Genomic DNA, 24,084 nt, shown 5'->3' with positions numbered 1-24,084 from the left:
GGGCTTACTCATGTCATGACATATCGCCTCTGTACCATGGAGATACGATATGTCATTCTTTGTTTATAGGGTTATACGTGCAATATGTGCAGGGGAATTATTAATTTATGGGACAGAGGTGGTTGTGAGGTGGAGGGAGTTATCTATCTAGATCATGCAGCAACATCTTGGCCCAAACCACCTGCTGTCGGTGATGCGATGTTGAGTGCATTGGAGATTGCCGGAGCTAATCCTGGCAGAGGAAGTCACCGTATGGCTGTTCAGGCAAGTCGTGTGTTGTTCGAGGCGAGGAAATCCATATCCAATATCTTTGGAATCAAAAATGCGAATGATATTGCATTCGGATCAAATACGACTGAAGCGCTAAATCTAGCTATTCAAGGCTCGCTCAGAGAGGGCGACCATGTGATTGCCACCATGGCTGAACATAACTCAGTCAGACGACCACTAGAGTATATGCGCAGACTCCGAAATGTGGAGATTGATTATGTACCTGTTGATGCTTCGGGAGCCATTGATCTGATGCAAATGGAACGTATGTTTCGTTCCAATACCAGATTGGTGGTATGTACACATAGTTCGAATCTGCTTGGCAGTATTCTTCCTATTGGAGAAATTTCGCTCCTATGTCGTAAACATCAGGCGATCTTATTGGTAGATGCAGCTCAGAGTGCTGGGGTTATGCCTGTGAATGTACAACAATTGGGCATTGATATGTTGGCTTTTCCAGGGCATAAGGGACTGCTTGGTCCTCAGGGTACAGGGGGCTTGTACATTGCTCCAGAGCTCGATATAGAGCCTTTACTTCATGGAGGAACAGGAAGTCAGTCAGAAGCTCTGGAGCAGCCAAAGGTGCGTCCTGATCGGTATGAAGCGGGGACGCCGAATACAGTCGGGATCGCAGGGCTGAATGCGGGTGTGAAACATGTACTTGAGATGACACCCGCTTTCATCTACCAACATGAGTGGGAACTGACCCAACATATAATGGATGGGCTGTCATCCGTTAAGGGTATACGAATGCTTGGTCCAGAGATTGGACAGCCGCGCACTGGATTAGTATCTTTTACTGTAGATGGGTATGATTCAGCACAACTCGCCTTCCGTTTAGATCGGAATTATGGGATTGCGGTTCGCTCCGGTTTTCATTGCACACCCCTTGCACACGAATCTGCTGGTACAACCGCTACCGGAGCAGTAAGGGCCAGTGTGGGATACAATTCAACTAGAGAACATGTGGAAGCACTCGTTAAGGCAGTGTTGGAATTGACTGGAGCAGACTAGATTAGAGTTGAAATGATGAACTCATTTGATACAGGGTTGCTTGATTAAGCTTATGGATACCGGGTTGATTTATAATAAATGATAGTATTACAGGACAGACGTTAATCTGATCAAAAATATAGAGGGGTAGTTGCAATTACATGGCTGAATTAAACGAGCTGATTCTGGAACAGCTGTTATGGATTATTGGCGGAATGGCATTACTTACGGTGATCTTGCTGATTGTGAGTATTGTTCAAGGGGCAAAGTTACGAAAGTTTAAACGTAAATATGAAGCCATGATGGCTGGCAGTGGAGTAGAGGACCTGGAATCATTGCTGATTAATCTGAAACTTCAGATGGACAGCATTGAGGATGAACACAAACTGCAAACGAATCAGCTGCAAGTTGTCATGCAAAAGCTGACCCGCATTCAAGGTAAAGTTGGCGTGAAAAGGTACAATGCATATGGAGAGCGTGGCAGTGATCTGAGTTTCTCAATGGCCATGATTAATGATAGCCAGGATGGCATGATCCTTACGGGGATATATAACCGTGACGGTTCTTACGTATATGCCAAACCTCTTAAAGGGGGAGAGTCCACGTATACTCTGTCCCCAGAGGAAAAGGAAGCTATTACTCTGGCACAGCAAGCAGAGTAGAACGTGTATGCCATTCCCGAATGGCCGAGTACAGACTGCTGGATATAATCTCGGACATGCGCATAACGAGACTGAGCCGTGTGTTCTGTAGAACAAAGTATTCCATAAAGCCGCCGACGTTAACGATACCTGTCAGATGGATATCGCCGACCGGCGGTAATTCTTTATTTACCCCCGCACCCGGCTTGAGTGGACCATTCACAACTTGAATGCATCCCACACTGGATGATTGTCCGAGACAGGCGTCAATGCCAATCACATAAGGGTTATGGTGTGTTTTCTGTATGTTGTGGAGTGTATCTTGCAGGTTCATCGCATGGACTGGTTCATCCAAGGTACCATATAGATGGAATAAAGGGCTGTCCCACTTGGAAAGGGCTGATCCGACCAGAGGACCAAGGCAGTCGCCTGTTGAGCGATCTGTGCCGATACAGACAATCACTACATTTTGCAGAGAATGGGCTTTATAGAGATGGAACATTAAACGATGGGTAATGGCCGAGTGAATACCTGGATCGGTATGGGGGATTTTCAAACTGGTCATGTCTTGTGATGAAAAGGAACGCGAAGTAGGATTCATAGGATCTATCCTTTCCCTTGGAATAGTAGTAACAGTATATGGAAAGGTAGAGCGTTTTATACTTCACGAGGACAAGCTTTTTCTCTAGAGCTGGACGTATGGCGAAAGGAGCCGGATATGGACGAATGGATTAACGATTGGATGCTGATTGCATTTGATTCAACCCAGCAGGCACTGCGTGCTGAAATGCTGCTGGAGTTTGCTGAGATAGAGATTGATTTGTTCCCTACACCAAAAGAAATTACAGCAGGGTGTGCGCTATGTATTCAGTTTCCAAAAGAGGATCTGGAGCGAGTGCAGAAGATCATTCGTAATGAGTTTGTAGAGATCCGAGGCCTCTATTTCAAAACAGAAGACAGCTATGATAACATACCGATGTAGAGGAGGGATGATGAATGTTGTCATTTCAGTTTGCTCAAGGGAATGATGGCGGCGGTGCGGTAGCGGCCGTCGGTGAAGCCCTTCGATGGACGGATAAAGTATGGAACAAAATTGCAGATCCTGATATGTGGCTTAACATTATGTTCAGCTCAATCCGGATCATCATTATTTTTATCATCACCCGTATTGTCATTAAGGTGGTATATCGAATTATAGATCGTTCCATGGAACGCAAGCAGGAAGGCAAGATTCGCGTGAATCCGCGCAGGTTCGTAACCGTAGGGGAACTGTTGAAAAATGCGACCTCCATAACATGTAATTTTATTATGATTCTGCTACTGTTATCTGAGATCAATATCCAAGTTGGACCGCTACTCGCGAGTGCTGGTGTGCTCGGGCTTGCCATTGGTTTTGGTGCACAGGGTCTGGTCAAGGATGTGATTACCGGTTTCTTCATCATATTGGAGGACCAGTTTGCTGTGGGGGATGTTATTCAGACGGGAACCTACAAGGGAACGGTTGAAGTGATTGGACTTAGAACTACCAAACTGGTCAGCTGGCAAGGTGAGGTGCACATTATCCCAAACGGGGCGATTGCAAGTGTAACGAACTACTCCATGTCGAATTCGCTGGCTGTAGTGGATATTCCGATGAAGGCGGACTTAAGTCTCGATGAGTCAGTACATCTGGTGAAAAAGTCTTTGGTTGGGATTGAAGAGCGTGACCTAAATATTGTGAAGGTGCCGGATGTGCTCGGTATACAGTCGATGTCTACATCTGAGTATGTGGTGCGAATTGTGGCTGAATGTATGCCTAACTCTCGTGCTTCGGTGGAACGTCAGATTCAGGGCGATGTGAAGAAAACGCTGGAGTATCATGAGATGAGCAATCAAGCCATATTGGAACAGGCAATAGCTTTGGAGAAAGATGAGGGGGATGGCACAGGTGGAGCGTAAAAGTTTCCAGCTTGGGGATATCGTGCAGATGAAGAAGCAGCATCCCTGTGGCAGCAATGAGATGGAGATCATTCGTATGGGTATGGATATTCGGATCAAGTGTGTCGGATGTAAACACAGCGTGTTGATTCCAAGAGCGAAATTCGAGAAAAACATGAAGAAGGTACTGCGTTCAGCCGAAGACTCCACTGAATCCTGAGCTTGCAATAATTCGGTATGCAGTATGCGTAATAACGTTTACATGCAGGCTCCGTATGAGTGTTGCGTTCTGTAAATGATCATGCTATAATCAATATTGCTGCGGAAAGGTACCCAAGAGGCCCAAGGGGGCTGACTCGAAATCAGTTAGGCGTGTCACAGCGTGCGTGGGTTCGAATCCCACCCTTTCCGCCACTTCAATTGTAACTTACTCAATACACATTGAGTTTAATAAAAAGATCGATAAGAAGACTTTCCATTAGGAAAGTCTTTTTTTGTATAACGTTTTATTGAATATGTATTGAAACGTGTATCCATATCAGATGCATCATTAATGACTCGAACGAAAAACAAAGAGCCCCGAAGGGCTCTTTATCCGGCGGTGCATTTGTTTGTTAGGAAACAATCGGTCGTAACAATCAGAAACTTGGTGTACTGCACGTAGCAATACGCGTGCTTCAGACGAAGGGCCTTACTACACATAACCACTTGCTTCTTAAATTACGTGATGAATCTCCAACAGCGAATGATCGGCTTCGTTGTCCAACGGAACCACACCTCTCTCGTGCACCGCCTGATTGTATTATGTGCTTTATTCCGTTTTATATACATGGATCGTCAAAAAAGTATTGCGATTAATGGACGCGGGCCTTGGTCAGCTTCTTCCACTTGCGATTATGATTGCTTGTTTCGGGAAAATCTTCACCTTTTTTCAGTGTTACCCGCTTTGGATTCTGAATTTCCGTGACAAAGCTTTTCTCCCCAACTTCCGTGTACTCTCCATCGTTTGGTGCTTTGTCTCCTGGTTCAAACTCGGTTTTTTCACCCATGATAAAACCTCCTCTGCAGATTATGTTACTTTGTTGCTTCTGTAGTGTGCTCCATAGCCAGGCTGATCATGTGCCAATATGTACAGGGAACGTTTGCTTGCACTTTGGCCCGGTATTTGTTATATTAATATAGTTCGAGTTTGTGCTCGTTCCTTGCTCTCAACCTAGATTGAGGGCCAGAGTCCATAAGGAGGTGAAAATTATGCGCAAATATGAAGTGATGTACATTATTCGTCCTGACATTGAGCAAGAAGTTGTTCAAGCTACAGTCGATAAATTCCAAGGCATCATCTCCAACGGCGGTGGTGAAGTTACAGCTCACGACGTTATGGGTAAACGCCGTCTTGCGTATGAGATCAAGAAATTCCGTGATGGTTTTTATGTTCTGGTACATTTCACTGCTGAACCAGCAGTTGTAACTGAACTTGAGCGTCTCATGAAGATTTCTGACGAAGTAATTCGTTATCTCATTACCAACGACGTTAAGTCTGCTTAAGACTACTCGTGATTAACGCACCAATACGCTCTGAAGGAGGGGATTACATTGTTGAACCGTGTCATTCTGATCGGACGGTTAACCCGGGATCCTGAGTTGCGTTACACTCCAGCAGGAGTAGCAGTTACGCAATTTACTTTGGCAGTGGACAGACCGTTTACAAGCCAAGGGGGAGAAAAGGAAGCCGATTTCATTCCGGTCGTAACCTGGAGACAGCTTGCCGAGACCTGTGCGAACTACTTGCGCAAAGGACGCCTGGCTGCAGTCGAAGGACGCATTCAAGTACGGAACTACGAGAATAACGAAGGAAAACGTGTATACGTGACCGAAGTCATTGCCGATAATGTCCGTTTCTTGGAGTCAGCTAACCGTGATAATAGCGGTGGCGGCGGTGGGCAACCAATGCGTGAAGAGCCTTCTTATGGAGGCGGCGGACGCGCGAACAATAACAATAATTCGCGTAGCAACAATCAGGATCCTTTTTCCGATGACGGAAAACCGATTGATATATCGGATGATGATTTGCCATTTTAACATGAACTGATACTCTTAGGAGATATGGGTTACATGATAGGAAAGGACTGAAAAGCATGGGCTTCAAGCAAAGAGAAGGCGGAGACAACGATAAAAGACCGGCACGTCGTGGCGGCCGTAATAAACGTCGTAAAGTGTGCTTCTTCACAGCTAACAAAATTACTCACATCGATTATAAAGATACGGACTTGCTTCGTAAATTTATCAGCGAACGTGGAAAAATTTTGCCACGCCGTGTAACAGGTACTAGCGCTAAATATCAACGCATGCTGACGATTGCAATCAAACGCTCCCGTCAAATCGCATTATTGCCATACACAACTGAGTAGTCTTTACTCAGCTTGCATACGAAGCAGTCGGCTTATAGCCGGCTGCTTTTTTGTATATATGAATAGAAGTAATAGAAATAACAGATCCACTCTAACAAATGGAAGAATTCAACTGTGGTGATAGAAGCATTCAAGGCTCAAATGAATTATAATAGAGTCTAATCTACTGAAAAGGTTCAGGCAGCAGGAATAGCTGTTTATTTCAGAATAAACACCAGGAGTGGATATGAATACATCAAAACGTAAAGGCAAACAGAGAAAAAAGAGCAGTCTAAAAACCTGGATTATAGCTACTCTTTTACTTTCCATTATATATGTATGGTTACAGCAAAAAGGTGATATAGATAACAGGTGGCCCGGGACAACAATTCAAGAAGCTATGCCAATCACCGGCCTACATCCTGTGGTAGCAGAGAATGAGGAATTATTGGTACGTAAGGCAGCGAGACGTGGAATAGTGATTGTTATCACCCACGGCTACCGAAGTTCCGAGGAGCAAGATGCACTATTCAACCAAGGACGCTCAAGTGCAGGTAATATCGTTACTAATGCGCGTGGTGGTGAGTCATATCATAACTACGGATTAGCAATTGATTTTGCACTGAGTACGCCTGACGGTGATGTGGTGTGGGATATGGAACGTGATGATAACGGCAATGGCAAGTCAGACTGGATGGAAGTTGTGGAGCTTGCCAAAGAGTTAGGTTTCACTTGGGGTGGAGATTGGGCAAACTTTCCAGACTATCCTCACTTGCAGATGGATTTTGGCTTGAGTATTAATGAGTTAAAACGTGGTAAAAGACCTCCTGATTCTCCGTAAAAGGTTGTTTTATATACAATTAAATGAATAAATATTAGATAAGCTCTGCATTTTGCAGGGCTTTTTTCTTTCTTTTGTAAAATAAATGATAAAAGATGACAATTTGGTCTTTACATTAGCAAATAAATAAAACTATACTAGATTAACTAGATTTCTTACTTTGATCGCATATATTATTTCGATTGTAGTATATCGGCTCCGATTAAATAAAATTCAGCTATAGATCGAGTTATAATCATCACTTATATATGTAACATTTACCTCACGCCAAATTAAGAATGTCTACTAAAGTCAAAGCATACACATACACTAGATGTAACTACTATGTTATGTATATGTTATTTTGACTAATTGCCTATGTGCACCTCACAGCCAAAAAACAAAATAATACCATTCAAATTCTCTGATATATACCTTTATAGTATTACTAATATCCAAATCTGTATTATAAAAAACATTTATACCAAAAATCTCAAAATAAGCATTGACGTTAGCTAAAATTACACGTATGATTACATTAATTATTTTGATATATAATTCCGCTAGGAATTATCAACATTAATTGACCAATGGTCTAAATATGAGTCTCTTAAACTTGTTTCTCCTAACAATTTGGTATTTTGTATAAGCTATTGTTCGTTATCTTCAAGAACTTGGAAATATACAGTGGATGCATTTCTCTACACACGAATACAATCTACGGAAATTATGGGGTTAGGGTGATTGATTTGAATACAGAGCTATTGGAAGTCAGAAATCTAACAACATCATTCAGAATTGAAGATGACTATTATGCAGCAGTGGATCACGTTAACCTTACGGTGAAGAAAAATGAAGTGTTGGCGATAGTAGGTGAATCCGGGTCAGGTAAAAGTGCTTTTGCATTCTCTCTTATGGGTTTGCATAACAAAGCAAAAATTGAAGGCCAGATTCTCTATAAAGGACAAGATATTGCCAATATCTCCCCAAGCAAGTTAAACAAGCTACGAGGCAAAGAAATGGGCATGATTTTTCAGGACCCATTGTCCGCACTAAATCCTCTAATGATTATTGGTGAACAGATTGAAGAGATTCTCACACTTCATCAGTCCAAGCTGTCTTCCAGAGAGAAGAGAGAAAAGGTCATTCACTTATTGAATCAGGTAGGGATTCCACGTCCCGAACAAATATACAAGCAGTATCCCCACGAACTATCTGGTGGTATGAGACAGAGAATTGTTATCGCCATTGCGATTGCCAACAAACCGGAACTACTCATAGCCGATGAACCAACGACGGCGCTTGACGTTACGATTCAACTACAGATCCTGGAGCTGATCCGTGATCTGAAGAATGAAATTAACGCAGGCATTATTCTGATTACACATGATCTGGGTGTCGTAGCTGAGATGGCTGATCGCGTTGCAGTAATGTATGCAGGCGAAATTGTTGAAATCGCAGATATCTTCACATTGATGAACGATGCGAAGCATCCATATACCCGCTCACTGTTGAACTCTATTCCCACCCTGTCTGAAGAAAGATCCAAATTACATGTCATCCAAGGCATCGTACCATCACTCAAAAACCTTCCTCGCAAAGGGTGCAGATTCAAAGCCCGAATTCCATGGATTAGTGATTCGGCTCATGAAGAGAACCCACAGATGCATGAAATTGCACCAGGTCACTTTGTACGGTGTACCTGTTACCAGCACTTTCATTTCCCTGACCAAAGCTGAGGAGGAATAACATAATGGCATTACTCGAAGTAGAAGGGCTCAAGATACACTTTCCGATTCGCGGTGGATTGCTTAAACGGGAAATTGGCAGTGTAAAGGCTGTTGATGATGTTAGCTTCTCCATTGAAGAAGGACAGACCTATGGTCTGGTTGGCGAATCAGGTTCAGGTAAGACAACAACAGGCAGAGCCATTATTGGGCTAAACCATGTCACTGACGGAAAGATTCTGTTTAATGGAAAAAATTTGGCTACGGAGCGACGTAAGAACAGGCAGCTCCAGCGGGATGTACAAATGATTTTTCAAGACCCATATTCATCATTGAATCCAAAAAAGCGGGTTATCGATATTATTGCTGAGCCTTTCCGTAACTATGAGCGTCTGACCGCTACCGAGGAAAAAAGACAAGTAAGAGAATTACTTGAAAGGGTTGGTCTAAGTCCGGAATCAATCTACAAATATCCGCATGAATTCTCAGGGGGGCAGCGCCAACGGATCGGCATTGCACGGGCTATTGCACTGAAGCCGAAGCTAATTATCGCGGATGAACCTGTATCTGCACTCGATGTATCGGTACAGGCTCAGGTACTCAACTTCATGCAGGAAATTCAAAAAGAACTGAATCTGACCTATCTGTTCATCAGTCACGATCTGGGCATCATTCGTCATATGTGTGATCAGATTGGAATTATGTATAAAGGTCGATATGTGGAACAGGGCACAACAAATGATATTTTTGAGAATCCGCAACACATCTATACCAAACGTCTTATTGCAGCCATTCCGGATATGGACCCAACCAAACGAGAGGAAATGGTAGCCTTCCGTCAACAGGTCAAATCCGAGTATGAACATTCATACCGAAATTTCTTTGATGAGGAAGGGCTTGCATACTCGCTCAAATCCATTTCCGATACTCACCGAGTAGCTCTACCTCAGAAAGGTTGAAGGCCATATGTGGAAAACGATAGTACGCAGAATTATCATAATGATTCCTCAGATCTTTTTACTTAGTCTTTTGGTCTTTCTGATGGCCAAGGCCATGCCGGGCGACGCGCTAACCGGATTGCTTGATCCAAGCGTTGATCCCAAAGCATTGGAAGCCCAGCGAGAGAGACTGGGATTGAATAATCCCTGGTACGTGCAATATTGGGACTGGATCAAAAACGCCGTCCAAGGTGATTTTGGGCAATCCTTCCGTTTCAAAATGCCGGTTACCGACTTGATCGGTCAGCGTGTAGCAAACACATTCTGGCTCGCACTGGCGACACTTGTACTGACATACCTGATCGCTATTCCACTGGGTATCATCAGTGGTCGTTACAACGATACCTGGTCTGATCGGTTGATCACGGGATACACCTATCTGGGGTTTGCCGCACCATTGTTCATCTTCGCACTAGTGATGGTATGGATCTTCGGATTCCACTTCGGCTGGTTCCCGACAGGAGGTAGCGTTGCGCCGGGACTTACACCAGGCACATTCAGCTACATAATGAGTAAGTTCTATCATCTATTATTGCCGGCACTATCCATGGCACTGATTACAACGGTATCTACTGTTCAATATTTGCGTAGTGAAATCATTGATATCAAGCATAAGGAATTCGTTATTACTGCCAGAGCCAAAGGCGCCTCGGAATCCCGGATCTACAACAGGCATATCTTGAGGAACTCACTATTACCTATCGCCGCGTTCTTCGGATATGAGATTACAGGGCTTATCGGAGGTACGGTTTTTATCGAAAGTATATTCAGTTATCCAGGTATGGGGCAGTTGTTCCTGAGTTCCATCTCATTGCGTGATTTCAGCGTTGTGACTGCACTCGTATTGTTGTATGGCGTAGCTTCCATTCTCGGGGCATTGCTGTCTGACATAATTCTGGGAATTGTAGATCCACGTATACGGATCAAGTAAGAACTTGAAGATTTCGGGGTGAAAACAAGATGAGCAAGGCCAACGAGGTAGTTGTAACTTCACAAAAGGTTGATAAAAGCCCCTCCAGCTTGAGTATTTTATGGAGGGAGCTTGTCAGAGATAAGGTGGCACTAATCTCGCTCATTTTCTTGGGCTTGGTCATGTTGCTGGTATATGGCACGTCTCTCATTCTGAATCAGGATGATATCGTGCGCGTGGATCTGTTTGCCTTATATGAACCACCATCCGCGAAATATTGGCTTGGAACGGACTATGGAGGTCGTGATGTATTTGGCCAACTAGTGATCGGTACACGTAACTCCCTGACCATTGGAATTATCGTAACGTTAATGACTGGCTTCATAGGTATCTTAATTGGCCTTTTATCCGGTTATTTCGGTGGAATGATAGACAACCTGTTTATGCGTGTTGTTGATTTCTTCATGATCCTTCCGATGTTGATGATTGTTATCGCGTTTGTTACGGCAGTACCGAAATACAATATCATCTCGTTCTCTCTTATCATGACGGCATTTCTCTGGATGGGTATCGCCAGATTGATTCGCTCCAAAGCATTACAGGAACGGGAACTGGATTATGTAAAAGCTTCAAAAACATTGGGCTCTTCTCATCTGAAGATTATGCTCTCACAGGTTCTTCCGAATCTGAGCTCCATTATCATCGTAACGATGACATTGAATCTCGCTGCCAACATTGGCCTCGAATCCGGGCTGTCTTTCCTAGGGTTTGGTTTTCCCGAAAGTACGCCTAGTCTTGGAACACTCGTAAGTTATGCACGTAATCCGCAAACCCTGGAATCCAGATGGTGGATATGGCTACCCGCATCGGTACTGATTCTGGTATTGATGTTGAGTATAAATAATGTCGGTCAAGCCCTAAAGCGTGCGACTGATGCAAGACAAAGAAGAGGTTAAAAAAAGGGAGGAAAGGTTCATGAAAAAGGGATTATTTTCACGGGGACTATTTTTCACGATGATGTTGGTCTTTGTATTGGTGCTCGCAGCGTGCTCTGAGAAAGAAGCAGCTACTCCAGCTCCAGCTTCCAACACAGAAGAGGGAAAAACGGAGGAAAAACCTGCTAATGAAGAGGGCGTTTACTCCATTGAAGACTTCAACAATGTCAAAACGAATGAGGGTACTGCGATCGAGGGTGGATCGATTACATTCGGACTTGTATCGGATACTGCTTTTGAAGGTACACTGAACTACAACTTCTATTCCGGTAACCCAGATGTTCAGGTACTGCAATGGTTTGATGAGGCATTGCTTACATGGGACAAAGACTATGTGTACACCAACGATGGTGCAGCAACATATGAGACATCTGAAGATGGCAAAACGTTCACACTGACCATTCGTGACAATGTGAACTGGCATGATGGCAAGCCGGTAACGGCTGAAGATCTGCAGTTTGCTTATGAAGTGATCGGTAACAAAGCGTATGATGGTCCACGCTACGACTCCAACTTCACTAGTGTCGTAGGTATGGACGAGTATCATGCTGGAAAAGCAAAAACAATCTCTGGTATTAAAGTGCTGAGCGACAAACAAATCAGCATTACGTATAAAGAATCTACTCCGTCCCTGCTGACAGGTGGCGTATGGACGTATCCACTGGCTAAACATATCTTCGGAGATATGGATGTAGCCAAAATGTCTTCTTCCAAAGAAGTACGTGAAAAACCAATTGGTTTTGGTCCATTTAAAGTGGATGTCATCACTCCGGGTGAGTCTGTAACTTATGTTAAAAACGAAGACTACTGGCGTGGAGCTCCAAAACTGGACAAAGTGACTCTGAAAGTTATCAACCCGACAACGGTTGTTCAAGAACTGAAATCTGGCGGGGTAGACCTCGTGGATGCATTCCCGACAGATCAATATAAAGACAATGCAAACCTGTCCAACGTAGAATTCCTGGGCGCAATCGATCGTGCTTATACGTACATCGGTTTCAAACTGGGTACGTGGGATGAAGAGAACGGAAAAGTTGTAAGCAATGCCGAAGCAAAAATGGGCGACAAAAACTTGCGTAAAGCAATGTGGATGGCTGTAGATAACGATCAAGTAGGTAAACGTTTCTATAATGGCCTGCGTTGGAATGCAACAACCTTGATTCCACCGTCTCACCCAGAATTCCATGATTCCAACAATCCGGGTGTAGCATATGATCCAGAAGCAGCGAAAGCATTGCTCGACGAAGCTGGTTACAAACTGGATGGTGAATTCCGTACGAATCCGGATGGAACACCACTCGAAATCAACTTTGTATCCATGACTGGTGGCGACACAGCTGAACCATTGGCTCGTTATTATGTTCAATCATGGGCAGCTATTGGTTTGAAAGTAAACCTGGAAATGGTTGAGTTCAACAGCTTCTATGACCGTGTAGGTAACACAGGTAAAGATGATCCGAACATTGATGTGTATCAAGCCGCATGGGGCGTTGGTATTGACGTAGATCCATCTGGTCTATATGGCCGCGATGCACTCTACAACTTCTCCAGATTCTCCAGCGAAGAGAATGACAAATTGCTGGCACAAGGTATCTCTGCTGAAGCATTTGATGTAGACAAGCGTAAAGAGATCTACAATCAATGGCAGCAATACATGGTAGATGAAGTTCCTGTATTCCCTACACTGTATCGTGCAGTTGTAGCACCCGTTAACAAACGTGTAATGAACTATGCGATTGGTGATGGAACAGGCGTTTACCTGAGCGACCTGCAAGTTAATGCAGACAAAGCAGTTGTAGCTGAGTAACACATTCTTAAATTAGCAGCTGTTAGGATTGGGGTCCTTTAAGAAGTCGGTTGCTAAATTATCAAAGAAGAATTCTCCTGGGAAAATGAATAAAAAGTGTCTTTAAAAACATGGATTCTGTACACTCTGGCATGGGTGTATGGGGTTCATGTTTTTTTTGTAACCAAAAAATAAAAAAAATTTAACTTTTTTTCAAAAAAGTGCAGACAAAATGCCTCTTTACTTCGTCTATATAGGTAAGAGGTGATCATCTTATGAGAAAATGGTGGAAACGGGCAGGTATGCTGCTAGCTCTCTTGCTTATTATATATTTGGGTGTGAAACCGGACATGCTGGTAGGCAAACCGGGAATTAAAGCTGAATCTGCGGTATTAATGGATATGAACTCTGAACAGATCTTAATGGATTTTAACGGCTCCGAAGAGATTGCTCCGGCAGGCGTCAGTAAGTTGATGACAGAACTGTTAGTAATGGAGGCCGTGATCAATGGTGAGATAGGCTGGAATGATCTTGTTAATGTGAGCCTGTATGCCAGCTCCGTGGGGGGCAGTCAACTGACCCTGAAACAGGGAGAGCAATTCACCGTTCAGGAGTTGTTCGAGATCGTAGCTGTCTATTCAGCCAATGATGCAGCGGTTGCTCTGGCTGAACATATCAGTGGTACAGAGCAGAAGTTCGTGCAACAGATGAATCAGAAAGCAACTCAGATTGGGCTGTCTGAGGATACACAATTCACGAATTCAACGGGCCTCAGTGAAAAGCTGCTTGGTCCTAACCGTCCGATGGAAATACAAGGGCAGACCTTAATGACGGCTATAGATGCATGCAAGCTCGCGCGATATCTGCTGAATAACCATCCCGAGATTTTAAGAATTTCCAGTCAAATGCAAGTATCAATGCATCAAAAAGGGATGTACATGAGTAACACGAACTGGATGTTGTCCTCTATTGGTGGGCCGTATGCTTACGATGGGAATGACGGATTAAAGACCGGGTATGATGAAGATTCCGGATATCATTTTGTGGGGACAGCTGAACGTGATGGCAAAAGACTGATATCAGTTGTATTTGGAACAGATACTCGTGAAGGGCGTTTTGTGGAGACTCGGAAGTTATTCAACTATGGATTTTCGGGAAACCAAGTCAGACCAGATTATTGAAGCATTACGCAAGCGTTAGTACGTTAGATAAGATATGAGGGCTGTCCGCAGGTTCAACTGAACATGTGGTAGCTCTATTTTATCGAATCAGAGGTAAATTGATCCATATAATCATATTATTAAATTGACATATGGTTTTCTTTTGTTTTAAAATGACCAGTGAGTCATTATTATTCAATTCAGTTTAATATATATGTACCAAACCAACTGTACGATACTGAATTTACGATCTGATCGGGAGGTAATATGTGATGCAAAAACAAATGAAATGGCCGCTAATCCTGTTTGCCATAGGGGTATTTATGGCTGCGCTGGATAACGGGATCATCACCTCTTCACTGACCACCTTAAATGCATCATTTGGTGTGTCGCCAACATGGGGAGCATGGACGATTACGCTTTACACGCTTGGGCTTGCGGTGAGTGTACCTATTGCAGGCAAACTGTCGGACCGTTATGGTCGCAAGAAACTATTTTTGATTGAAGTGGCGTTGTTTGGGATCGGGTCCCTGCTCGTTGCGTTGAGCACATCGTTTACCTTTTTCCTGATCGCTCGTGTCATTCAAGCTCTGGGCGGTGGAGGGATATTTATCATCGCCAGCTCATACGTATTAAGCAAGTTCCCGGCGGAGCGTCAGGGTACAGCTTTGGGTCTGCTCGGAGGTATGAATGGTGTTGCCGCTATTTTGGGACCTAATGTCGGTGCTTTTATACTGGATCTTACGGGCAACTGGCATTGGTTATTCCTGATCAATGTACCTATCGCCATTCTGCTATTCATTGCAGGTATTCGATTTATTCAGGAAGAACAGGAACTGAATCGTGCAGCAGTGGACTGGAGCGGTATTGCTGTCCTAACGTTGGGTGTACTCAGTTTAATGTATAGCTTCAGCAATCTGGACGGTGTGAACATGCTTCAAAGCCTGGGATCACCGATGTTCTACGGTTTCTTCTTGGCAGGTGTGATTATTCTGGTACTCTTTTACTTCATGGAAAAAAGGCTGGAAGGATCTGAACGTGAACCTGTTGTATCGACACAACTTCTGGGCATTGCGTCCTTTCGCTGGACGCTGTTGATTGCCTTTTTCTCCGGAGCCATTCTGGCCTCGGTGATCTTTATTCCCGGATTTGTTGAACAATATCTTGGCGTATCCAATACAGCTTCCGGGTACTGGTTTACTCCGCTCGCGCTGGCATCCGGCATCGGGGCAGGTGGAGGTGGATACCTCGTAGACCGCAAAGGGCCAATCTGGACGTTATCGGTTGCGGGGCTGCTATCTGCGATTGGATTCCTGCTGTTCCCGCTATGGGTGGAGCATATCTGGCAATTTGTCATTGCGAGTACACTCGTAGGTATTGGCTTCGGTATGATGCTTGGTGCGCCAGTTAATGTACTTGTCACGGAACAGGCCGGTGAGAACAATAAAGGCATCGCAGTAGCGACCAGCTCGTTATTCCGCCAGATGGCTATGGCTATTGCACCTACCATTTTTGCCGGATTCCTGGCACGTTCTTTCATTAATCTGGGATCCAACATTCAGGCAGGATTAGCTGACAAAGGAATTCAGGTGCCGCCCGAGATGCTGCAACAATATGCCTCGGGAGGGGCAGCAGGGAGTGATGTCTCCAGTCTGACAGAGGGCCTGTCCCAGATTCCTGATGAAGGCATCCGTGAGGTGTTGCTCCAGGCAGTGCATCAAACGACAGGGCAGGGTTATAATGGCCTTTTCTGGTCTGCGGTGGTATTCAGCGTGCTTACGCTGGTAGCTGCGCTTATAACGGGACGTCTGCGTCAAAAAGAGAAGAGTCATCATGTGGAAGGTGTATCCACAAACTGATTTAATAATGTTGGAAATGAAGAGAACAGTGTACCTTTTGTAGCTAAAAAGGAGTCGCTGTTCTTTTCAATTTAACCGGATTGTAACTTTTCTTGCTCCTGCAATGATTACAATAGAACGAGCGTAAGCGGTGTCTTGATTCCAGAGAGAGAAAACTTCAGAGAACACCGAGTCACAAGTCATCCCAGACGTTTAATTGGTATTATGGATTATCATTTTGATAGTGAAGAAGGAATCAATGGATGAAAAGCAGAACTAAAGATAAGAAGAAGAAAAGAAGAAAAGGCCTATATATAACGCTCGTTTCACTTGTTGTTTTGTTAATCGGAGGTTATTTGTTCCGTCAGCAACTGGCTGTAGCGGCATTTGATCTGTTTCTCGCCGGTTCGGTAGAAGATCAGCTATCCCGCTCTTATGTACCGCAAGAAGGTAATAACACGCCTGATCCAACGGTATACCGTAAGGAACCATTTTCCGTATTACTGCTCGGTTCGGACAAACGCGCCTATGAAAAAACGCGTGGACGTTCGGATACCGTTATCTATGCTGTAGTACGTCCCAAGGAATCCCGTGTGCTTCTGGTATCCATTCCACGTGATACGTATGTGCAGATTGTAGGACGGGACGCGAACAAGGACGGCGAAGATGATTATGATAAGCTGGCGCATGCCTATGCTTTTGGTGGGGAGAATATGTCCATCAATACGGTGGAGAAATTTCTTGATGCTGATGTGGGTTATTATGCAACGATCAACTTCGACGGAATCAAAAAAGTGGTTGATGCGCTTGGTGGTGTAAAACTGCCAATTGATGAGGACATTGTGAACAAAAACCCGGATCATGTGCAATTCACGATTGAAGGCGGTAAGCCGATCTATGACGGGCAGGAAGCACTGTACTATGTAAGATACCGTGAGGATAGCGATTTTAATCGTACCAAGCGGCAGCAGATATTCCTCAACGCGATGGCGAATGAAATGCTGAATTTGAATCAAATCGCCAAAATCCCGGAATTGATTCAGATCATGGGAGACAGCTTCCAGACAGATATGCGAGCTTCTTTCATTATTGATCTGGCTAAACAAGTGCTTACTCAGGAGAAACCGCAGATCTCAAGCTTCACCATTTTGGGTGAGGGGATGAAAAAAGACGGTATCTATTATGGTCAGGCTGACGAGAAAGATGTCCAATATGCCAAAGAGCTGATTAACAACTGGATGGATCAATCGACCCCAGCCGGTGAAGTAATGATCCCTGACCGGCAAAAGATTGAATAACCAATTCCATACCAATGATGTGTTGTAGACCACAATCAGCAGTACGTTTATTCGCGGGCTGCTGTTTTTTTTCTTTGTAGTGAGAACTATTATCCTTTTGGAACATCCTGCGTTCTGATCCGTATAATATAAGTTGAGCGAGATAAGTTGAACGAAGAAATTCACAAGGAGGATATACAAGGGTATGAACATCGCATTTTTTTTGCTACCCAAACAAGAGGTTACGTGCGTGACGTCGGATTCTACGCTGCGGCAAACGTTGGAACGGATGGAATATCATCGTTTTACGGCGGTACCCATTTTGAATAAAGAGGGCAAATATATTGGTACGGTTACCGAAGGCGACTTACTATGGTATATGAAGAATGCCGAGGGAAAGATTTCATTTGAAAACGCTTCAAAGTTCTTGCTCAAGGACGTTCCACTTCGCTTGGATATTAAACCCGTATCCATTGACGCCAACATGGAGGACCTGATTAATCTGGCTAAAGTTCAGAACTTTGTTCCTGTGGTCGATGATATGGATCGGTTCATTGGTATTGTCAGACGGAGTCAGATTATTGAGTACTGTGAGGGCATTGTAGCCAAAGAATCGATCAAGGCTAAGTAAGGTGGTTACGAATTTAAACATTATTGTGTCATTAGGGATAATCACAGCCGTCCGGTATCATGTTAAACTTAAGAAGTCCTGAACTAGGGACGCATTCGAAGTTTTTTACAAATATATAGGTCGCTAGGATGTACGGAGGACTCCGCATAAGTACCTGACATCAGTTTCGGAGAACTTCTCCGCTTTTTGGGGTAATTTTGCGGGCCCTCTTTTTATGCTATAATCGAGAATAAAGCTTTTTCGGGGGAGAGTGACTTTCGCCAAATGCCTAAAGAACTGGATGTAGCCAAACGCGCTAAAGTGATTGAATGGCTGAAAACCGAAGTACTTGATCAGGTATCCCGATTATTCAAGGCGTTATGGGAAGGCAGTACAACTCGAATCGGGGACAGTCTTGCCAGTTTGATTATGAGTAGTTACATATTGGGCCGCAGGCTCGGTATTCCTTTCAAGGATCTGGATGCACTGCTAGTTGAGAAGTTGAAAAAGCATAAACAGGAAGGTCACCAGCTTGAAGACTGGTACCAGGATATTTCCGCGCTAGAAGATCATATGCGTAAGAGGTGAATTTGTTGAAATTTAGCTTTAAATCAGCTGTTTGGAGCGCAGTCTATCTGCTCTTGCTACTTTCGCTGTTAACTCCTTTATCGGTACTTGCCATATTTTTTATGATGATTCCGGGAGTTATTTTGTATGCTTCATTATCTTTAAAATCATTTATATGGCATCTCGTGCCCGTAGCCGTTATTTTGGTCGTATTCCACCCCATCTATCTGTTACTATTGCTCATCTTCACCCTGCCTGCGATCGTGATGGGTCACGCGTATAAAACACGCAAATCAGCCCTGTTCGCTCTGATGGCGGGAAGTGGCATGATGTTGGCAGAATACTTGTTGTTGCTCTTAGTGGGCAGTGTCATTTTTCAATTCGACCTGTCCAGTTATATTGAAGATGTCGTCAAATTGACCATTGAACCGTTAACCAATACATCGAATCAGATGATCAACGGGTTTGCATGGACACCTGAGATGACCGAGGATGTTGCCAAACAAACACAGCTTATGATTCCGTTTGCTCTCGTTGTCACATCGATGGTAATGGCCTTTATTACACACGCCATAGCTCGTCCAATTCTGAACGTGATGGGTGTGGTGGTATCGAAGCTTCCACCAGCGAGAGAATGGCGTATGCCGCGTGCATTGATCTGGTATTATTTCCTTGCTCTCTTGATCGAAGTGATCTCCAGACAAAGTGATGGAACATACTGGACCATGATTGCCATGAATCTGTCCCCGTTAATTAATCTGGGCTTCATGATTCAAGCGATCGGTTTCTTCTTCTTTCTCTCACATACAAAGAAATGGAATCCGGTTATACCATATTTCCTGGCGGCTGCGGTCTTCTTCATTGGCCCGCTTCGGATTATCGGAATTATCGATCTGGCGTTCCCGCTTCGTGAGGCAATATCGAAATCAAAACGATAGGGTGATGAGTCATGCCTAAATTTCTGAAGAAACGCTGGCACGGCTACTATACCGTATGGGCGTTCATACTGCTGCTGTTGCTCGTTATGTTCGTTACCATTTATAACTGGACGCTTGGTTTGATTAGTCTGATACTGGCTTCGGCGCTGGGAATCGTCATGATTAAGGCGGAGCTCGCGTTCCGCCGTGAGCTTAACGACTACATTAATGGCCTATCTATTCGGATCAAACGGATGGAGGGGGAAGCGGTCAGCATGCTTCCATTCGGAATTGTGCTGTACAGCGAAGATCGTACGGTAGAGTGGCATAACCGCTTTGTCGCGGAGATGTTCCAGGAGAAGACAATGGTGGGTAATCCGCTACTTAATATGTTTCCTAAACTTCCTCAGCCTAAAGAGAAGAAGGATGGGACGAAGGAACATTCATCCAAGGAGTTGCATGACGAATTCCAGTTGGATGATCGACATTATGGAGTTATTCATAACCCGCAGGAGCGGTATGTATATGTATACGAGATTACGGAGCTAGCCATTCTTCGTGATAAATATGAAAATGAACGCCTTGCATTGGGAATTCTCGTTCTGGATAATCTGGACGAGGCTGCCCAAGGCATGGACGATCAACAGCGTACAGCACTGATTGCCCGAGTGACCAGCGAAATTACGTCTTGGGCCAAGCGGTACGAAGTGTACCTGCGCCGTCTGTCTTCTGATCGTTATCTGTTGATGCTGAATCATAAGTCTTTGCAGGAACTGGAGCAGAGCCGATTTGTCATTTTGGATGAAGTTCGTGAGATGACTGCTGATCTCAAAGTGCCAATGACACTCAGTGTTGGACTGGCGTTTGGATCGGATAGCATCAGCGAGATGGGAGAACTGGCACAGTCCAGTCTGGACATGGCGCTTGGACGTGGTGGTGATCAGGCTGCCGTGAAGTCCGGACAACGCCTGTCTTTCTATGGCGGTAAGTCTAACGCAGTGGAGAAACGCACACGGGTAAGAGCCCGCGTTATTGCGCACGCGCTGCGTGATCTTATGCAGGAGAGCGATCGGGTGCTCATCATGGGGCACAAAATTCCGGATATGGACGCGATCGGCGCATCCATCGGAGTGTGGAAAGCGGCCAGTCTGTATAATGTGGAAGCACGGATTGTTCTGGATGGAATTAATCCATCGATTGAACGCATGATGGAGCAAGTGAATAAGGACGAGAAGTTGTCCAAAGCATTTGTATCACCGGAACAAGCAACCCAGATGATGACCGAGCACACGTTGCTGGTGGTAGTGGATACTCATAAGGCCTCCATGACCATGGAGCCAAAACTGGTACAGTCTGCTACCCGTGTCGTCGTTGTGGATCACCATCGCCGGGGTGAAGAGTTCATCAATGACGCAGTGTTGATCTATCTGGAACCTTATGCGTCCTCTGCTGCCGAATTGGTAACCGAACTCTTGCAATACATTCATGATAAGGTACAATTCACTCCGCTGGAAGCTACGGCTCTACTTGCCGGAATTACGGTAGATACGAAGCATTTTGCACTGCACACGGGGTCCAGAACGTTCGAAGCGGCAGGCTTCCTGCGCCGTAGCGGTGCGGACACCATTATGATCCAGCGGTTGATGAAAGAGGATCTGTCAGAATATATTGCTAAGGCAGAAATCATAAAGCATGCTAAAATGGTATATGGAAACATTGCGCTGGCGGTCACAGACCCTGGCAGCAAGATTTCACAGATGATGATCGCCCAGGTGGCGGACACATTGCTGAACATGACTGACGTGGTCGCTTCATTTGTTATAAGCGAGCGTCCGGATGGACTCATTGGCATCAGCGCGAGATCGCTGGGGCGCATGAATGTTCAGGTTGTCATGGAACGACTGGGCGGTGGCGGACATTTGACGAATGCTGCCGTGCAGCTTGAAGGAACGCTTGGAGAGGCAGAAAAACGGCTGACGAACGTACTGGCTGAAATCGAAAAGGAAGAGGGGCTGTTCGAATGAAAGTCATTTTTATAAAAGATATGAAGGGTCAAGGCAAGAAAGGGCAAGTGAAAGAAGTATCTGAGGGTTACGCACAGAACTTCCTATTGCCACGGGGAATCGCACGTCTGGCAACAGACGGCAACATGAAGACACTGGATAACCAGAAGGCGGCTGAAGAAAGACTCAAACAGGAAGAGAAAGCAGAAGCGGAAGCACTTGCGAAAAAGCTGGAAGCAGAAGTGACTGAACTGAAAGCCAAGTCCGGCGAAGGTGGTCGTCTGTTCGGCGCCATTACCAGCAAACAGATCGCAGAAGCTTTGTCTAAAAAGGGTCTGAAAGTAGACAAACGCAAAATTGAGCTGGACGAGCCTATTCGTACACTCGGCGTAACACAAGTAACTGTCAAGGTTCACCCTGAAGTGAAGGCAACCTTGAAGGTACAGGTAACGGAAGAGTAAGATGGGCGGAGAAATGTTATTCGACCGGATTCCCCCGCAGAACCTGGAAGCCGAACAGGCCGTGCTGGGTGCAATCCTGTTGCAGGGCGAGGCCCTGATTACAGCGATGGAACGGGTGCAAACCGAGGATTTCTATGATAAGCCCCATCAATTAATCTTTGAAGCGATGATCCAGCTTGGTGAGGGAAATCAACCAATTGACCTCGTGACACTGACTTCGCTTCTGAAGGATAAAGGTGAGCTGGAGGACATCGGGGGCGTTAGTTATCTGGCTAAACTAGCCCATGGTGTACCTACAGCCGCGAACGTAGACTATTACGCTCAGATTATCGAAGAGAAATCGATGCTGCGTCGCCTGATTCGTACGGCAACCCAGATCGTGAGCGAAGGATACACAGGCGGCGAAGATGTTGCAGCGATGCTCGGAGAAGCTGAACGTCGCATTCTGGAGATCTCCAACCGTCGCTCCAGTAGTGGTTTTATAGCCATTCAGGATGTACTGATGGAAGTATTCGATCGTGTGGAAACACTTCATCAGAATAAGGGTACAACGACAGGTATTCCGTCCGGGTTTATCGATCTGGACAAGATGACTGCCGGATTCCAGCGCAGTGACTTGATCATTGTAGCGGCCCGTCCTTCCGTAGGTAAGACGGCCTTCGCCCTGAATATCGCTCAGAACGTGGCCATTCGTGCACAGGAGACGGTAGCCATCTTCAGTCTGGAGATGTCAGCTGCCCAGCTGGTACAACGTATGATTTGTGCGGAAGCCAACCTGGATGCCAGCGTAATGCGTATGGGTGACTTCAAGGGTGATGAGGACTGGCAGAAGCTGACGATGGGTATTGCCGCTTTGTCAGAAGCGAACATCTTCATAGATGATACGCCAGGGATTACCGTAGCGGATATTCGTGCCAAATGCCGTCGCCTGAAGAAAGAGAAAGGCCTTGGCATGATCCTGATTGACTATCTTCAACTGATTAGTGGACGTGGTAAAGCAGGGGAGAACCGTCAACAAGAGGTATCCGAGATTTCACGTACACTAAAACAGATTGGCCGGGAACTGGAAGTTCCGGTTATTGCCTTGTCCCAGCTGAGCCGGGGTGTAGAGCAACGTCAGGACAAACGTCCGATGATGAGTGACTTGCGGGAATCGGGTTCGATCGAGCAAGATGCCGACATCGTAGCGTTCCTGTACCGGGATGACTACTATAACCAGGAGACCGAGAAGAAAAATATTATCGAGATCATTATCGCTAAACAGCGTAACGGTCCGGTAGGTACGGTAGAACTGGTCTTCCTGAAAAACTTTAATAAATTCGTCAATTACGAGAGGGCGCACAATGACGCCTTCGCGATGTAACGGGCAGGTGCTGACGGCTTCGATCAAGAAGCCAGAATCGTTTGTCCCGAAGATCAACCATTAGAGCAACTGAACTCAAACAGGTCTTATAAATACCAGATATAGATTCACATTGAAATGGGTATCCTTGAACCGGTGATAGCAGTCAAGCAAGCTTAGACTGAAGTCTCCGGTTTTTTGTGTCGAAATAATGGGTAAATCCCGAACATTACAGTTGTACTATATCTAATTGTTCGCCATTTGATTTGACTTTGAAAAAGGGTACTGGTACACTAATACTGCTGCGTTAAAGCAGCGCAAACCTTCCCTTGAATGTAACGGAAGGACATTTTTACTGTCCGTTAGCACGCTTCTCAGTCGGTTTTTTGCGTAACACGCCTGCCGGGATAGAGGACGGACAGACCAATACAAAGGTGCGCAAGGCACCCACGGAGGAATGTTAAC

25 protein-coding genes and 1 tRNA gene are annotated in these 24,084 nt (G+C 45.0%); 24 read left to right on the top strand and 2 right to left on the bottom strand.

Annotation, left to right across the window (positions count from 1 at the left end; translation table 11 throughout):
• Nucleotides 1–129 precede the first annotated feature (129 nt).
• Nucleotides 130–1,284 (top strand): aminotransferase class V-fold PLP-dependent enzyme, encoded by a 1,155-nt coding sequence (locus NST33_RS31170; RefSeq protein WP_339306319.1) that lies wholly within the window; start codon nt 130–132, stop codon nt 1,282–1,284.
• A gap of 140 nt (nt 1,285–1,424) precedes the next feature.
• Nucleotides 1,425–1,925: a DUF4446 family protein gene (locus NST33_RS31165; RefSeq protein WP_047841029.1), complete on the top strand. Its 501-nt coding sequence runs from the start codon at nt 1,425–1,427 to the stop codon at nt 1,923–1,925.
• Here NST33_RS31165 and yyaC read toward each other — a convergent pair.
• The gene (gene yyaC / locus NST33_RS31160) at nt 1,900–2,505 is read right to left on the bottom strand and encodes a spore protease YyaC (RefSeq protein ID WP_036611957.1); all 606 of its coding nucleotides are present in this window, start codon (nt 2,503–2,505) and stop codon (nt 1,900–1,902) included. The two genes, NST33_RS31165 and yyaC, sit on opposite strands and share 26 nt — an antisense overlap.
• Nucleotides 2,506–2,622: 117 nt before the next feature.
• Here yyaC and NST33_RS31155 point away from each other — a divergent pair, with 117 nt between their 5' ends.
• The 4 genes from NST33_RS31155 to NST33_RS31140 all read left to right on the top strand — a co-directional run bounded on the left by NST33_RS31155 (nt 2,623) and on the right by NST33_RS31140 (nt 4,235).
• On the top strand, nt 2,623–2,886 hold the full coding sequence (locus NST33_RS31155; RefSeq protein ID WP_017691427.1) for a DUF3343 domain-containing protein: 264 nt from the start codon (nt 2,623–2,625) through the stop codon (nt 2,884–2,886).
• Nucleotides 2,887–3,011: 125 nt separating this feature from the next.
• Nucleotides 3,012–3,842, top strand: coding sequence for a mechanosensitive ion channel family protein (locus tag NST33_RS31150; RefSeq protein ID WP_260632692.1), 831 nt, complete (start codon nt 3,012–3,014; stop codon nt 3,840–3,842).
• Nucleotides 3,832–4,041, top strand: coding sequence for a DUF951 domain-containing protein (locus NST33_RS31145; protein WP_036611950.1), 210 nt, complete (start codon nt 3,832–3,834; stop codon nt 4,039–4,041). The genes NST33_RS31150 and NST33_RS31145 overlap by 11 nt, the downstream gene beginning before the upstream one ends.
• A gap of 103 nt (nt 4,042–4,144) precedes the next feature.
• Nucleotides 4,145–4,235, top strand: a tRNA-Ser gene (locus NST33_RS31140).
• Between the two features lie 440 nt (nt 4,236–4,675).
• On the opposite strand, the gene NST33_RS31135 is transcribed toward NST33_RS31140, so the two are convergent.
• Entirely contained in the window at nt 4,676–4,870 is a 195-nt protein-coding gene (locus NST33_RS31135) for a YjzC family protein (RefSeq protein ID WP_221820238.1), read from the bottom strand.
• Nucleotides 4,871–5,072: 202 nt separating this feature from the next.
• On the opposite strand from NST33_RS31135, the gene rpsF reads away from it, so the two are divergent.
• From rpsF to dnaB, 18 genes are all read left to right on the top strand, one after another.
• Nucleotides 5,073–5,366: a 30S ribosomal protein S6 gene (gene rpsF / locus NST33_RS31130; protein WP_036611944.1), complete on the top strand. Its 294-nt coding sequence runs from the start codon at nt 5,073–5,075 to the stop codon at nt 5,364–5,366.
• Nucleotides 5,367–5,414: 48 nt separating this feature from the next.
• The gene (gene ssb / locus NST33_RS31125) at nt 5,415–5,900 is read left to right on the top strand and encodes a single-stranded DNA-binding protein (RefSeq protein ID WP_017691432.1); all 486 of its coding nucleotides are present in this window, start codon (nt 5,415–5,417) and stop codon (nt 5,898–5,900) included.
• Between the two features lie 56 nt (nt 5,901–5,956).
• Nucleotides 5,957–6,229, top strand: coding sequence for a 30S ribosomal protein S18 (gene rpsR / locus NST33_RS31120; RefSeq protein ID WP_017691433.1), 273 nt, complete (start codon nt 5,957–5,959; stop codon nt 6,227–6,229).
• A 226-nt stretch (nt 6,230–6,455) separates the two neighbouring features.
• Complete coding sequence (locus NST33_RS31115; RefSeq protein ID WP_339180908.1) at nt 6,456–7,049, top strand: M15 family metallopeptidase; 594 nt, start codon at nt 6,456–6,458, stop codon at nt 7,047–7,049.
• 728 nt (nt 7,050–7,777) lie between these two features.
• Nucleotides 7,778–8,767, top strand: a complete 990-nt coding sequence (locus NST33_RS31110) for an ABC transporter ATP-binding protein (protein WP_339180906.1) — start codon at nt 7,778–7,780, stop codon at nt 8,765–8,767.
• A gap of 14 nt (nt 8,768–8,781) precedes the next feature.
• Nucleotides 8,782–9,714 (top strand): ATP-binding cassette domain-containing protein, encoded by a 933-nt coding sequence (locus tag NST33_RS31105; RefSeq protein ID WP_260632670.1) that lies wholly within the window; start codon nt 8,782–8,784, stop codon nt 9,712–9,714.
• 7 nt (nt 9,715–9,721) lie between these two features.
• The gene (gene opp4B / locus NST33_RS31100; RefSeq protein WP_221820232.1) at nt 9,722–10,684 is read left to right on the top strand and encodes an oligopeptide ABC transporter permease; all 963 of its coding nucleotides are present in this window, start codon (nt 9,722–9,724) and stop codon (nt 10,682–10,684) included.
• Between the two features lie 29 nt (nt 10,685–10,713).
• Entirely contained in the window at nt 10,714–11,619 is a 906-nt protein-coding gene (locus tag NST33_RS31095) for an ABC transporter permease (protein ID WP_036611941.1), read from the top strand.
• Between the two features lie 19 nt (nt 11,620–11,638).
• Nucleotides 11,639–13,465, top strand: coding sequence for an oligopeptide ABC transporter substrate-binding protein (locus NST33_RS31090; protein WP_221820227.1), 1,827 nt, complete (start codon nt 11,639–11,641; stop codon nt 13,463–13,465).
• A gap of 254 nt (nt 13,466–13,719) precedes the next feature.
• Nucleotides 13,720–14,625: a D-alanyl-D-alanine carboxypeptidase family protein gene (locus tag NST33_RS31085; RefSeq protein ID WP_339306316.1), complete on the top strand. Its 906-nt coding sequence runs from the start codon at nt 13,720–13,722 to the stop codon at nt 14,623–14,625.
• Between the two features lie 251 nt (nt 14,626–14,876).
• Nucleotides 14,877–16,463 (top strand): MFS transporter, encoded by a 1,587-nt coding sequence (locus tag NST33_RS31080; protein WP_221820223.1) that lies wholly within the window; start codon nt 14,877–14,879, stop codon nt 16,461–16,463.
• Between the two features lie 242 nt (nt 16,464–16,705).
• Nucleotides 16,706–17,740 carry an LCP family protein gene (locus NST33_RS31075; protein WP_036671869.1) on the top strand — a complete coding sequence of 345 codons (1,035 nt, stop codon included), beginning with the start codon at nt 16,706–16,708 and terminating at the stop codon, nt 17,738–17,740.
• A gap of 184 nt (nt 17,741–17,924) precedes the next feature.
• Nucleotides 17,925–18,350, top strand: a complete 426-nt coding sequence (locus tag NST33_RS31070; RefSeq protein WP_091035263.1) for a CBS domain-containing protein — start codon at nt 17,925–17,927, stop codon at nt 18,348–18,350.
• Between the two features lie 264 nt (nt 18,351–18,614).
• On the top strand, nt 18,615–18,917 hold the full coding sequence (locus tag NST33_RS31065; RefSeq protein WP_017691445.1) for a MazG-like family protein: 303 nt from the start codon (nt 18,615–18,617) through the stop codon (nt 18,915–18,917).
• Between the two features lie 5 nt (nt 18,918–18,922).
• On the top strand, nt 18,923–19,834 hold the full coding sequence (locus tag NST33_RS31060) for a DUF2232 domain-containing protein (protein WP_036612044.1): 912 nt from the start codon (nt 18,923–18,925) through the stop codon (nt 19,832–19,834).
• An 11-nt stretch (nt 19,835–19,845) separates the two neighbouring features.
• Nucleotides 19,846–21,837, top strand: coding sequence for a DHH family phosphoesterase (locus NST33_RS31055; RefSeq protein ID WP_076216655.1), 1,992 nt, complete (start codon nt 19,846–19,848; stop codon nt 21,835–21,837).
• Nucleotides 21,834–22,277 carry a 50S ribosomal protein L9 gene (rplI, locus tag NST33_RS31050; RefSeq protein WP_036611925.1) on the top strand — a complete coding sequence of 148 codons (444 nt, stop codon included), beginning with the start codon at nt 21,834–21,836 and terminating at the stop codon, nt 22,275–22,277. Before NST33_RS31055 ends, rplI begins: the two co-directional genes overlap by 4 nt.
• Nucleotide 22,278: 1 nt before the next feature.
• Nucleotides 22,279–23,640, top strand: a complete 1,362-nt coding sequence (dnaB, locus tag NST33_RS31045; RefSeq protein WP_036611922.1) for a replicative DNA helicase — start codon at nt 22,279–22,281, stop codon at nt 23,638–23,640.
• Nucleotides 23,641–24,084 lie beyond the last annotated feature (444 nt).

The sequence above is a fragment of the Paenibacillus sp. FSL L8-0435 genome (assembly GCF_037965655.1).
Lineage (GTDB): Bacteria > Bacillota > Bacilli > Paenibacillales > Paenibacillaceae > Paenibacillus.
This window is presented reverse-complemented; position numbering and strand designations above follow the sequence as displayed.